This is a genomic window from Burkholderia sp. Ac-20353 (assembly GCF_017104785.1).
GTDB lineage: Bacteria > Pseudomonadota > Gammaproteobacteria > Burkholderiales > Burkholderiaceae > Burkholderia.
Genome location: NZ_JAAGPL010000096.1, coordinates 1 through 13410 on the forward strand (window position 1 = coordinate 1; position 13410 = coordinate 13410).

General features: G+C 66.0%; 10 protein-coding genes. 6 read left to right on the forward strand and 4 right to left on the reverse strand.

Annotated elements, in window-relative coordinates; genetic code table 11:
- The 6 genes from rluB to truB form a co-directional block, all read left to right on the forward strand.
- The coding region (gene rluB / locus G3N94_RS24530; protein ID WP_205795147.1) for a 23S rRNA pseudouridine(2605) synthase RluB at positions 1-1407 on the forward strand (1407 nt) is incomplete at its 5' end.
- A 293-nt stretch (positions 1408-1700) separates the two neighbouring features.
- A complete protein-coding gene (rimP, locus tag G3N94_RS24535; RefSeq protein ID WP_205795148.1) occupies positions 1701-2159 on the forward strand; it encodes a ribosome maturation factor RimP in 459 nt (152 codons plus the stop codon).
- Positions 2159-3634: a transcription termination factor NusA gene (gene nusA / locus G3N94_RS24540; RefSeq protein WP_205795149.1), complete on the forward strand. Its 1476-nt coding sequence runs from the start codon at positions 2159-2161 to the stop codon at positions 3632-3634. The genes rimP and nusA overlap by 1 nt, the downstream gene beginning before the upstream one ends.
- 91 nt (positions 3635-3725) lie before the next feature.
- Entirely contained in the window at positions 3726-6641 is a 2916-nt protein-coding gene (infB, locus tag G3N94_RS24545) for a translation initiation factor IF-2 (RefSeq protein ID WP_205795150.1), read from the forward strand.
- A 109-nt stretch (positions 6642-6750) separates the two neighbouring features.
- Positions 6751-7149 (forward strand): 30S ribosome-binding factor RbfA, encoded by a 399-nt coding sequence (gene rbfA, locus G3N94_RS24550; RefSeq protein WP_205795151.1) that lies wholly within the window; start codon positions 6751-6753, stop codon positions 7147-7149.
- A 13-nt stretch (positions 7150-7162) separates the two neighbouring features.
- Positions 7163-8095, forward strand: coding sequence for a tRNA pseudouridine(55) synthase TruB (gene truB / locus G3N94_RS24555; protein WP_205795152.1), 933 nt, complete (start codon positions 7163-7165; stop codon positions 8093-8095).
- Positions 8096-8238: 143 nt separating this feature from the next.
- On the opposite strand, the gene G3N94_RS24560 is transcribed toward truB, so the two are convergent.
- The 4 genes from G3N94_RS24560 to G3N94_RS24575 form a co-directional block, all read right to left on the reverse strand.
- The gene (locus tag G3N94_RS24560; RefSeq protein ID WP_205795153.1) at positions 8239-9798 is read right to left on the reverse strand and encodes a DHA2 family efflux MFS transporter permease subunit; all 1560 of its coding nucleotides are present in this window, start codon (positions 9796-9798) and stop codon (positions 8239-8241) included.
- 28 nt (positions 9799-9826) lie between these two features.
- Positions 9827-11050, reverse strand: coding sequence for an efflux RND transporter periplasmic adaptor subunit (locus tag G3N94_RS24565; protein WP_205795154.1), 1224 nt, complete (start codon positions 11048-11050; stop codon positions 9827-9829).
- Between the two features lie 53 nt (positions 11051-11103).
- Positions 11104-12639, reverse strand: a complete 1536-nt coding sequence (locus tag G3N94_RS24570; protein ID WP_205795155.1) for an efflux transporter outer membrane subunit — start codon at positions 12637-12639, stop codon at positions 11104-11106.
- An 87-nt stretch (positions 12640-12726) separates the two neighbouring features.
- Positions 12727-13221, reverse strand: coding sequence for a MarR family transcriptional regulator (locus tag G3N94_RS24575; RefSeq protein ID WP_205795156.1), 495 nt, complete (start codon positions 13219-13221; stop codon positions 12727-12729).
- Positions 13222-13410: the final 189 nt, after the last annotated feature.

Consider the following 13410-nt stretch of genomic DNA (forward strand, 5'->3'; position numbering starts at 1 on the left):
GAAGGCGCACCGCGCCAGGGTGCGCAGGGCGGTCAGGGCAAGCGCGGTGGCGCGGCCACCAGTGCCGCCAGTGCCGCGGCCAGCGAGGCGCCCCAGGACGACCTGTTCGCCTACGTGACGTCGCCGGCGTTCGACGCTGACAATTCCGCTGCGGGCAGCGGGGTGCGCGCGCCGATGCTGCGCCGCGGCCGTAGCCAGCCGGCCAACAAGCGCGTGCTGTCGCCGGACGACGATGCACCGAAGCTGCACAAGGTGCTGGCCGAAGCCGGAATGGGCTCGCGCCGTGAAATGGAAGAGCTGATCGTCGCCGGCCGCGTGTCGGTGAACGGCGAGCCGGCGCACATCGGCCAGCGCATCATGCCGACCGACCAGGTGCGGATCAACGGCAAGCCGGTCAAGCGCAAGCTGCCGAACAAGCCGCCGCGCGTGCTGCTGTACCACAAGCCGACCGGCGAGATCGTCAGCCACGCGGATCCGGAAGGCCGTCCGTCGGTGTTCGATCGCCTGCCGCCGATGAAGACGGCGAAATGGCTCGCGGTCGGTCGCCTCGACTTCAATACCGAAGGCCTGCTGATGCTGACGACGTCGGGCGACCTCGCGAACCGCTTCATGCATCCGCGCTACAGCGTCGAGCGCGAGTACGCGGTGCGGGTGGTCGGCGAGCTGTCCGAGGGGATGCGGCAGAAGCTGCTGCATGGCGTCGAGCTCGATGACGGCCCGGCGAACTTCCTGCGCATCCGCGACGGCGGCGGCGAAGGCACGAATCACTGGTATCACGTCGCGCTGGCCGAAGGCCGCAACCGCGAAGTGCGCCGGATGTTCGAAGCGGCCGGCCTGATGGTGAGCCGCCTGATCCGTACGCGCCACGGCTCGATCCCGCTGCCGCGCGGCCTGAAGCGCGGCCGCTGGGAGGAGCTCGACGAGGCGCAGGTGCGCAAGCTGCTGGCGACCGTCGGCCTGAAGGCGCCGTCGGAAGAGAAGGGCAAGCGCGGTGGCAGCCAGGCGGAGCGCCGCCAGCCGGACCCGATGGAGACGTCGATGGGTTTCATCAACCGCGAGCCGGTGCTGACGACGCACGGCCAGCTCGACCAGCCGCGGCGCGGCCCGCGCCGCGGTGCGGCGGGCGGCGGCTTCGCCGGTCCGAGCGGTTACGGCGGCATGCCGGGCATGTCGGCCGGTTTTGGCGGCAACCGCGCCGGCAACCGTGCCGGCGGGCGCGACGTCGACGGCAACCGTGCGTCGTATGGCACGGGCGGCAAGCGTGGCGGCAGCAGCGCCGGCAAGAGTGGCGGCAACCGCAACCCGAACGGCAACCGCGCGGAAGGCGCCGGTAATGGTGGTGCGGGCGGGGCAGGCGGTGCGCGCGGCGGTCAGCGTCCGCAGCGCAATCGTTCGCGCGGCCGCTGAACGGTCGGGCGCGGCGCAACCTGCCGCGCGTCAGCCGGCAAAATCGGCATGATTCGCCGGTTTTGGCGGCTGACGCTTGGCGTTTGCACCAAAAATCGCTATAATCGCGAAGTCGCTGGGCGTACGGATTTGTTGTGCGGCTCAGGTGCGACCACCGGTAAGAAGATGGGCGTTCCGCCCATTTTTTTTTGCTGAAACGGTTAGGCATCTCGGGTAGCGCTTCCTGCGCCGGCTAAGGCGCGCGCCCGCGGGTGAATTCGCGAGCGGCGGGCGCGAACACCTGAGAGGACACAGTGCAACTGACGGAACTGATAGAAACCACGGTCACCGGGCTCGGCTACGAGTTGGTGGATCTCGAGCGCACCGGGCGCGGCATGCTTTGCATCTACATCGATCAGCCTGCCGGCATCTCGCTCGAAGATTGCGAAAAGGTCACGCGTCAGCTCCAGCACGTCTTGACGGTCGAAAACATCGATTACGAACGGCTCGAAGTCTCGTCCCCGGGGCTCGACCGCCCGTTGAAGAAGCTGGCCGACTTCGAGCGCTTCGCCGGATGCGAAGTCTCCGTGACCTTGAAAAAGCCGCTGGATGGGCGCAAGACCTATCGCGGCATTCTGCACGCGCCGAATGGCGAAACGATCGGTTTGGAATTTGAGAGGAATAAGGGCGAGGCAGCCATGCTGGATTTCACGCTGGCCGACATCGACAAAGCCCGCCTGATTCCGCGAGTTGACTTTAGGAGCCGCAAATAATGAGTCGCGAAGTGTTGATGCTGGTGGATGCGCTGGCGCGCGAGAAAAACGTCGACAAGGATGTCGTGCTGGGTGCCCTCGAGGCGGCACTCGCATCGGCTTCCAAGAAGCTGTTCGACGAAGGCGCCGAGATCCGCGTCCATATCGATCGCGAAAGCGGCGAGCACGAAACCTTCCGTCGCTGGCTCGTCGTACCCGACGAAGCGGGCCTGCAGGAGCCGGATCGCGAGATCCTGCTGTTCGAGGCGCGTGAGCAGAAGGGCGACGTCGAAGTCGGCGACTACATCGAGGAGTCGGTGCCGTCGATCGAGTTCGGCCGCATCGGCGCGCAGGCTGCCAAGCAGGTGATCCTGCAGAAGGTACGCGACGCGGAGCGCGAGCAGATCCTGAACGACTACCTCGAGCGCGGCGAAAAGATCATGACCGGCACGGTGAAGCGCCTCGACAAGGGCAACTTCATCGTCGAATCGGGCCGTGTCGAGGCGCTGCTGCGCCGCGACCAGCTGATCCCGAAGGAAAACCTGCGCGTGGGCGACCGCGTGCGCGCGTACATCGCGAAGGTCGACCGCACCGCGCGCGGCCCGCAGATCGAGCTGTCGCGCACCGCGCCGGAATTCCTGATGAAGCTGTTCGAGATGGAAGTGCCGGAGATCGAGCAGGGCCTGCTCGAGATCAAGGCGGCAGCGCGCGATCCGGGCGTGCGTGCGAAGATCGGCGTCATCGCATACGACAAGCGGATCGATCCGATCGGCACCTGTGTCGGCATTCGCGGCTCGCGCGTGCAGGCGGTGCGTAATGAGCTTGGTGGCGAAAATATCGACATCGTGCTATGGTCCGAGGATCCCGCCCAATTCGTGATCGGCGCGCTCGCGCCGGCAGCCGTCCAGTCGATCGTCGTCGATGAAGAAAAGCATTCGATGGACGTCGTCGTCGACGAAAACGAACTCGCTGTCGCGATCGGCCGCAGCGGTCAGAACGTGCGCCTTGCCGGCGAACTGACCGGCTGGCAGATCAACATCATGACGCCGGACGAGTCCGCCCTGAAGCAGGGCGAAGAACGCGACAGGCTGCGTGCACTGTTCATGGCGCGTCTCGACGTCGACGAAGAAGTTGCCGACATCCTGATCGACGAAGGCTTCACGAGCCTCGAAGAGATCGCTTACGTGCCGCTCAACGAAATGCTCGAGATCGAGGCGTTCGACGAGGATACCGTGCACGAGCTGCGCAACCGCGCACGCGATGCGCTGCTGACGATGGCGATCGCGAACGAAGAAAAGGTCGAAAACGCCGCTCTGGATTTGAAGAGCCTCGACGGCATCACGCCGGAGTTGCTCGCGAAGCTGGCCGAACACGGCATGCAGACGCGCGACGATGTCGCCGAGCTGGCAGTAGATGAATTGGTCGACATGACCGGGATGGAAGAGGATGCCGCTAAGGCGTTGATCATGAAAGCACGTGAACATTGGTTCCAGTGAGAAATGACCATGGCGCACTGATTTGATGGCGGCCGTATGGCCTGACCCGATGCTAACCGCAAGGAATCGGTCCTTGCACTAAGAGGAATGAATGGCGAGTAACAACGTAGCCCAATTTGCCGCGGAACTGAAAATGCCTGCTGGTGTGCTGCTCGAACAGCTGCAGGCAGCGGGCGTCCAGAAAGCGAGTGAAGACGATGCGCTGTCCGAGGCGGACAAGGCGCGTCTGCTCGATCATCTGCGCAAGTCGCACGGTGCGTCCGATGGCGACAAGCGCAAGATCACGCTGACCCGCAAGCATACGTCGGAGATCAAGCAGTCCGACGCGACGGGCAAGGCTCGCACCATTCAGGTCGAGGTGCGCAAGAAGCGCACGTTCGTCAAGCGTGACGACGTGAGCGATGCCGCGGAGCAAGGTCAGGCACCGGCCGCCGAAGCAGGTGACGACGAGGAACTGAAGCGTCGCGAGGAAGAGGCACGCCGCGAGGCCGAGCTGCTCGAGAAGCAGGCTCAGGAACTGCTCGAGCGCCAGGAGCGCCTCGAGCGCGAGGAAGCGGAACGCCGCGCCCGCGAGGAAGCGGCCGAAGCGGAACGTCGTCGCGCCGAGGAAGAGGCGGTGGCGAAGCGCGCAGCGGCCGAGGCCGCAGCTGCGCAGCAGGCTGCAGCCCAGCAAGCCGCCGCGGCCGAGCAGGAATCGGTGCGTGCGCAGTCCGCGCAGGACGAAGCGCGCGCGGCTGCCGAGCGTGCAGCGCAGCGCGAAGCGGCGAAGAAGGCCGAGGACGCCGCCCGCGAAGCGGCGGACAAGGCGCGCGCCGAGCAGGCAGAGATCAGCAAGCGCCGTGCGGCCGCCGAGGCCGAAGCGCGCGCGATCCGCGAGATGATGAACACGCCGCGCAAGGCCGTGGTCAAGGCAGTCGAGCCGCCGAAGCCGGTGGAACCGCCGAAGCCGGCCGAAGCGAAGGGCACGTTGCACAAGCCGGCGAAGCCGGAAGGCGCACAGGCGCGTCCGGCCGTGAAGAAGCCGGCGGGCGCGGCACCGGCGACGACGCAGGCGCCGGCTGGCGCGGGCGACCGCAACAAGAAGCCGGGCGCCGGCAAGGGCGGCTGGCAGGACGACGCCGCAAAGCGTCGCGGCATCAAGACGCGTGGCGATTCGAGCGGCGGCGTCGACCGCGGCTGGCGCGGCGGCCCGAAGGGCCGTGGCCGTCACCAGGACAGCGCATCGTCGTTCCAGGCGCCGACCGAGCCGATCGTCCGTGAAGTGCACGTGCCGGAAACCATTTCGGTGGCCGACCTGTCGCACAAGATGGCTATCAAGGCATCCGAAGTCATCAAGGTGATGATGAAGATGGGCCAGATGGTCACGATCAACCAGGTGCTGGACCAGGAAACCGCGATGATCGTCGTCGAGGAACTGGGCCACCGCGCGGTTGCCGCGAAGCTGGACGATCCGGAAGCGCTGCTGGTCGAGGGCGAAACCGGCACCGATGCAGAGCAGCTGCCGCGTCCGCCGGTCGTCACCGTGATGGGTCACGTCGACCACGGCAAGACCTCGCTGCTCGACTACATCCGCCGCGCGAAGGTTGCGGCCGGTGAAGCGGGCGGCATTACGCAGCACATCGGCGCTTACCACGTCGAAACGCCGCGCGGCGTCGTCACGTTCCTGGATACCCCCGGTCACGAGGCGTTCACGGCAATGCGTGCACGCGGCGCGAAGGCGACCGACATCGTCGTGCTGGTGGTGGCAGCCGACGACGGCGTGATGCCGCAGACGAAGGAAGCCATCTCGCACGCGAAGGCGGGCGGTGTGCCGATCGTCGTCGCGATCAACAAGATCGACAAGCCGGACGCGAACCCGGACCGCGTGAAGCAGGAACTGGTCGCGGAAGGCGTCGTGCCGGAAGAATACGGTGGCGAATCGCCGTTCGTGCCGGTCTCGGCGAAGACGGGTGCCGGCATCGACGACCTGCTCGAGAACGTGCTGCTGCAAGCCGAAGTGCTGGAGCTGAAGGCGCCGGTCGAAGCGGCGGCGAAGGGTATCGTGATCGAAGCGAAGCTCGACAAGGGCAAGGGCCCGGTCGCGACGATGCTGGTGCAGTCCGGTACGCTGAACCGTGGCGACATCGTGCTCGCAGGCACGGCCTATGGCCGCGTGCGTGCGATGCTCGACGAGAACGGCAAGCCGACGAAGGAAGCCGGTCCGTCGATCCCGGTCGAGATCCAGGGTCTGTCCGAAGTGCCGGGCGCAGGCGAGGAAGTGATCGTGCTGCCGGACGAGCGCAAGGCGCGTGAAATCGCCCTGTTCCGTCAGGGCAAGTTCCGCGACGTGAAGCTCGCGAAGCAGCAGGCCGCGAAGCTGGAAAGCATGCTCGAGCAGATGGGCGAAGGCGAAGTGCAGAACCTGCCGCTCATCATCAAGGCCGACGTGCAGGGTTCGCAGGAAGCGCTCGTGCAGTCGCTGCTCAAGCTGTCGACCAGCGAAGTGCGCGTGCAGATCGTGCACAGTGCGGTGGGTGGCATCAGCGAAAGCGACGTCAACCTCGCAACGGCGTCGAAGGCGGTCATCATCGGCTTCAACACGCGTGCAGATGCGCAGGCGCGCAAGCTCGCGGAAGCGAACGGCGTCGACATCCGCTACTACAACATCATCTATGACGCAGTGGATGAGGTGAAGGCTGCGATGTCGGGCATGCTGGCACCGGAGAAGCGCGAAGTCATCACCGGTATGGTCGAGGTGCGCCAGGTGTTCAAGGTGCCGAAGGTCGGCACGGTCGCAGGCTGTATGGTCACGGACGGTATCGTCAAGCGCTCGTCGTCGGTGCGCGTGCTGCGCAACAACGTCGTGATCTTCACGGGCGAACTCGAATCGCTGAAGCGCTTCAAGGACGACGTGAAGGAAGTCAAGCAAGGCTTCGAGTGCGGTATGTCGGTGAAGAATTTCAACGACGTCATCGAAGGCGACCAGTTCGAAGTCTTCGAAGTGACCGAAGTCGCGCGTACGCTGTAAGCATCGCGCATCGGCTCATGGGCGGGGCAGGCGAGGGCCTGTCCCGCCCATTTTCATGGTGGCGCCAATGGCCGCCGCTTTATCCTGATTAACGGATCAGGGATCGATCATGTCCAGGAAACGTACTTCTCCCAATCGCAATGTCCAGATCGCCGACCAGATTCAGCGCGATCTGTCCGAACTCATCATGCGCGAGGTCAAGGACCCGCGCATCGGTATCGTGACCATCCAGAGCGTGGAACTCACGCCCGACTACGCGCACGCGAAGGTGTACTTCACGGCGCTCACCGGGGACCCCGTCTCGACGCAGGACGCGCTGAACCACGCGTCGGGCCATCTGCACAACCTGCTGTTCAAGCGCCTGCACATCCATACGGTGCCGACGCTGCACTTCCATTACGACCAGACGATCGAGAAGGCCGTCGAGATGTCGCGCCTGATCAAGGAAGCGAACTCGACGCGTGCGCTGGACGACGACGAGACCGGCGCGCCCGCCAAGGAAGACTGAGCTCGCCTGGCCTATGACGACAGTAGCCCCTCAACGTCCGCGCGTGCCCCGGCGCGCGCTGGACGGCGTCCTCCTGCTCGACAAGCCGGTTGGCCTGTCGAGCAACGATGCGCTGATTCGTGCAAAGCGCCTGCTTCTCGCGAAGAAAGCCGGCCATACCGGCACGCTCGACCCGCTGGCTTCGGGCCTGCTGCCGCTGTGCTTCGGCGAGGCGACGAAGTTCTCGCAGGATCTGCTCGAAGCGGACAAGACCTACGAAGCGACGATGCGCCTCGGCGTGCGCACGGCGACCGGGGATGCGGAAGGCGAGGTGCTCGACACGCGCCCTGTCGAATGCGACCGGGCAGCCGTGGAAGCGGCGCTCGTGCGTTTTACCGGCGAGATCGTGCAGGTGCCGCCGATGTATTCGGCGCTCAAGCGCGACGGTAAGCCGCTCTACGAATATGCCCGTGCGGGCCAGACGGTCGAGCGCGAAGGCCGCAACGTGACGATCCATGCGCTCGACCTGCTCGCATGCGAGCTGCCCGACGTGACGTTTCGCGTGACCTGCAGCAAGGGCACGTACGTGCGTACGCTGGCCGAAGACATCGGCGAGGCGCTCGGTTGCGGCGCGCACCTGACGATGCTGCGTCGCACGGGTGTCGGCACGTTGACGCTCGACCACGCAGTGACGCTCGACGCGTTGTCCGACGCCGACGAATCCGCGCGCGATGCGTGGCTGCAGCCGGTCGATGCGCTGCTGTCGACGTTTCCAATGGTCCGTCTCGACGACGCGTGCGCGAAGCGCTTCCTGCATGGCCAGCGCCTGAAGCTGTCGGAACTCGCGCACATCGACGCGGGCGAAGGCGAGCGCGTGCGCGTCTACGATGCAACGCGGCTGCTCGGCGTTGCCCGTGCGGCGAACGGTGTGCTCGCGCCGGAGCGGCTCGTCGTCACGGCGGCGTGACGCAACGCGACGTGTGCGCGTCGTTGGCAGCAAAAGGTAGTAAAGGGCGGCATACGCCAGCATAATCCCGCACAAGGCAGCACAAAAAAGGCCCGGTCGACTTGTCGACCGGGCCTTTGCTTTTGCGCCGACCGGCGCCGCGTTCAGTGAGCTGCCGATGCCGCCGCGCCCGCATCGCCGCCACCCGCACGCTCGGGTTTCGTGATCCAGATCAGCGCGATCAGCAGCACGAAGATCGCGGCCGAGATGTAGAACAGGTCGTTCACGCCGAGCTGCGCGGCCTGCTGCGTCGCCATGTTGTTGATCAGGCCGTGCGCCTGCTGCTGGGTCAGGCCGAGATTGCCCATCTGCGTGACGGCCTGGTTGAACGTCGGGTTGTACGCGTTCGCCTGCTCGACCAGTTGCGCGTGGTGGAAGTTGTTCCGGTGATCCCACGCGGTCTGGAAGATCGACGTGCCGATGCCGCCGCACATGATCCGCACGAAGTTCGACAGGCCCGACGCCGCAGGAATGCGGTGGCCGGGCAGGCCGGACAGCGTGATCGACACGAGCGGAATGAAGAAGCCGGCCATCGCGATGCCCTGCACGAGCGTCGGCAGCGTCAGCGACCATTCGTCGACGCCCGTCGTGTAACGGGAGCGCATCCAGAAGCACAGCGCAAAGATCAGGAACGACGCTGTCGAGATATAGCGCGGATCGGTGCGCGGCAAATACTTCCCGGTGAGCGGCGACAGCAGGATCGCGAACAGCCCGACAGGCGCCATCACGAGACCGGCGTCGGTCGCGGTGTAGCCGATCTGCGTCTGCAGCCACAGCGGCAACAGCACGAGGTTGCCGAAGTACAGGCCGTACCCGATCGACAGCGCGACCGTCCCGCCGGTGAAGTTCCGCATGCGGAACAGCGACAGGTCGACGACCGGGTGCTCGGCGGTCAGTTCCCAGATGACGAAGAACGCGAACGCGATGACGGCGGTCAGCGCGAGCACGATGATGGTCGTCGACGCGAACCAGTCGAGATCCTTGCCCTTGTCGAGCATGATCTGCAGCGAGCCGACCCAGACGACCAGCAGCGCGAGGCCGACGCCGTCGATCGGCGCGCGGCGCACCGCCGACTCGCGCCGGCGGTAGATCATCCACGTCGCGGCCGCGGCGGCGATGCCGACCGGGATGTTGACGTAGAAGATCCATGGCCACGAGTAGTTGTCCGAGATCCAGCCGCCGAGGATCGGGCCGGCCACGGGCGCGATCAGCGTCGTCATCGCCCACAGCGCGAGCGCCATCGGCGCCTTCGCGCGCGGATAGCTCGAAAGCAGCAGCGCTTGCGACAACGGAATCATCGGGCCGGCAACCGCGCCTTGCAGCACGCGCGATGCGAGCAGGAACGGCAGGTTGGGCGAGAGCCCGCACATCCACGACGAAATCACGAACAGGATGATCGACGCGAGGAACAGGCGAACCTGCCCGAAGCGATCGGTGAGCCAGCCCGTCAGCGGCACGGAGATCGCGTTCGCGACCGCGAACGACGTGATGACCCACGTGCCCTGGTCGGCCGATACGCCGAGATCGCCCGAGATCGTCGGGATCGCGACGTTCGCGATCGACGTGTCGAGCACGTTCATGAACACGGCGAGCGACACCGCGATCGTGCCGATCACGAGCTGCCCGCCCTGCAAGGGCGGGTGAGAGACAGGAGGCTGGGCCATGTCGGTGGTTTTTCGGGATCGGAACGGGTTACATCATCTTCGCGATGCTGTTCTGCTTCGCCGGGGCCGGCGCCGCTGCCGACGCGTTGCCGCCCGCGTTCTCCGCGACGATGCGGGCGATTTCGGCGTTGGCTTCGTCACCGTACTTCGCGAACACGTCGGTCTGGTAGACCGTGTTCTGTACGTTGCCGAGCTGGTTGCCGCTCTCGTCCTTGATGTTGACGTCGACCTGCATCGACAGGCCGATACGGAGCGGATGCTTTTCGAGATCCTGCGGATCGATCTCGACACGCACCGGCAGGCGCTGCACGACCTTGATCCAGTTGCCGGTCGCGTTCTGCGCGGGCAGCAGCGAGAACGCCGAGCCGGTACCGGCCGAGAAGCCGACGACCTTGCCGTGATAGACGACCGACGAGCCGTAGATGTCGGCCGTCAGCTCGACCGGCTGGCCGATGCGCATGTGCTTCAGCTGGACTTCCTTGAAGTTCGCGTCGATCCACACGGCGTTCAGCGGCACGACCGACATCAGCGGCGTGCCCGGCGACACGCGCTGGCCGACCTGCACCGAGCGTTTCGCGACGTAGCCGGTGACCGGCGCGGGCAGCGTGTTGCGCGCGTTCGCGAGATACGCGTCGCGGACCTTCGCGGCCGCGGCGAGCACGTTCGGATGCGATGCGATCGTCGTGTTCGCGGTCAGCGCGCGGTTCGACGCGAGCTGCTGTTGCGCGGCGTCGAGCGACGCCTGCGCGGCGCGCACCGCGTCACGGGCGTGCGAGATTTCTTCCTGCGACACGGCGCCCGTCTGCGCGACCGCGACGCGGCGGTGCAGATCGTCGTCGGCCTTCGACAGGTCCGACTGGCGCAGCGCGACCTGCGCGCGGTACTGGTCGTCGTTGACGAACAGGCCGCGCACCTGGCGCACCGTCTGCGCGAGGTTCGCCTCGGCCTGCTGCAGCGAGACCTGCGAGTCGGCCGGATCGAGCACGACCAGCGGATCGCCTGCCTTCACGGTCTGCGTGTCGTCGGCCTTCACCGCGATCACGGTGCCCGTCACTTGCGGCGTGATCTGCACGACGTTGCCGTTCACGTACGCATCGTCGGTGCTCTCGTGGAAGCGCGCGACGAGGAAGTAGTACAGCCCGTACGCGATAGCCGCGATCACGATGACCGCGACGAGCAGCGTCATCATCCGTTTGCGCTTGCCGTTGCTCTGCGCCTGGGCGCTGGCGGCGTTTTGTTGGGGGTCGCTCATGGCGAGGTTCTCCGTCCGATTATTTCGAGTGTCTGCGTAGTGGTCGTGCCGATTCAGTTCGCGGCCTGCTGCGCGGCCTGCTTATCGGCCTCCTGAGCGGGCTTCGCCTGCGCGGCGCGATCGGCATCGGGTGCGGCGAGGCGGCTGCCGGTGGCGTCGAAGCCGCCGCCGAGCGCCTTGATCAGCGCGAACTGCATGTCGCGCCGCCGCATCTTCAGGTTGGTCACGGTCTGCTCCGATGCGAGGCGGTTGCTGTCCGCATTCAGCACCTGCAGTTGCGGCGACAGGCCGGCCTTGTAGCGGATCACGGCCAGGTCGTAGGCGCGCGTCGATGCGTCGAGCGCGCGTTGCGCGTCGTCCATCTGCCTGTCGATCGTGCGGATCGACGCGACCTGCGTCGCGACGTCGTTCATCGCGCCGATCAGCGTCTGGTTGTAGTTCGCGACCGTCAGGTCGAAGTCTGCATAGCGGCCCTTGAGCTGCGCGCGCAGCGCGCCGGCGTCGAAGATCGGCAGGTGGACCGCGGGGCCGAACTGTGCCTGGCGGCTCGCGAAGTTCAGGAATTTGCCCCAGCCGAACGCATCGAAGCCGAAGCCTGCCGCGAGGTTCACGTCGGGGTAGAACTCGGCCTTGGCTTCCTTCACGTCGTGCATCGCGGCTTCGACCTGCCAGCGCGCCGCGACGATGTCGGGGCGGCGCGACACGAGGTCGACCGGCAGGTTGTCGGGCAGCGTGACGGCGCCGCCCGGATTCAGCACCGGCGCCGCGATCTTCAGCCCGCGGTCCGGCCCCTTGCCGAGCAGCGCGGCGAGCTGATAGCGGACCGTCGTGATCTGGCCTTCGAGGTCGGACAGCGACGCCTGGGTCGTCGCGACGTTGCCGCGCGCGGTCTGGCGTTCGACGTTCGTGTCGAGGCCGGCCGTCACGCGGCCGTCGGTGATCTTGCCGACGGTCTGGCGGTTGACGATCTCGCGCTGCGCGATATCACGCAGTGCATACAGTTGCGCGAGCGAGTTGTAGGTGCGCGCGATCGACGACGCGAGCGTGACGCGCGCCTGCTGCAGGTCGGCCTCGGCGGCCTTTTCCTGCGACACGGCAGTATGCAGGCGCTCGCGGTTCTTGCCCCACAGGTCGAGATCCCACGACGCGCTCGCGAGCGCGTTGTTCTCGCTGTACCACGCGCCGCCGTACGGAGGCGGGAAGAGCGCGTTGCCCGAATACAGCTCGCGCGTCCACGAGTAGCTCGCTTCGGCCTTCGGCAGCAGGTTCGAGCGCGACGACTCGATATACGACGACGCCTTCGCGATTCGCGCCTGCGCCTGCGCGATCGACGGATTGTCGGCGAGCGCCTCGTCGATCAGCTTCGGCAACTGCGGATCGCCGAACTGGGCGGCCCAGTCGAGCGACGGCCACTTGCCGCCTTCGGCCGGCAGGCTCTGGGCGGTGTCGAATTGCGACGCGGGCGCGATCTGCTTGTCGCTCTTGATGCCGATGTAGTTCGCGCAGCCCGCCAGCGCCAGCGCGGCGACCGCGGCAGCGACGGCAGCCCGGCACGACCCGGCACGCACGGACAACGGGGAGGATTTCATCGCGCGAATCCCTGGCTCGGAATGGATGATGGACACTGCAAGGATTTCCTTACATTAATCTGTCGATGTTGATTGTTATGGCAACTATTACGCGTTGCTGCTGCCGGCCGCTTCGCAGTAGTTGCTGAGGATCCGGCGCAGCATGCTCTTCAGGAAGCCGACTTCTTCCGGCGTAAAGCCGTCCAGCAACTGGTCGAGCACGCTGCGGAAGATCGGCGGCAGCTGCTCGGCGAGCGCGCGGCCTTCGTCGGTGAGTTCGAGCCGCACGACGCGACGGTCCTCGATGCTGCGCACGCGGCACAGCAGGCCGCGCTTCTCGACGCGGTCGAGCAGGCGCGTCACCGCGCTCGCGTCGATCGCGTATTCGCGCGCGAGCTCCGCGGCCGTCGAACATTTGCCGACCGCGATCATGAACAGCATGCTCGCCTGCGTGCCGGTGATGCCGAGCTCTTCCTGCGTGCGCTGCGTGACCAGGTTGGTCATCAGCGATTTCACGCGCGACATCAGATAACCGACGCTGTCGTTCATCTGGTACGTCAGAAGCGATAGGGACTGAGAATTGGAAGAGGACGGATCCGACATAAAACCCTGAAGCTGCAATAGTTGACTAGGCAGCAGTATAGGCACAATTGCTTGCCTCGGCAAATGTTAATCGAACCATAGAGGCCGTGCTCGGCGCGGAGCAATACCCCTGACGAATGAGGGTCTTTAGCGGGTCTTTAGGCGGTCCCTGGCGGGTCGTTGTGCGGTGGCGGCGAGCGCGGCGGGGCA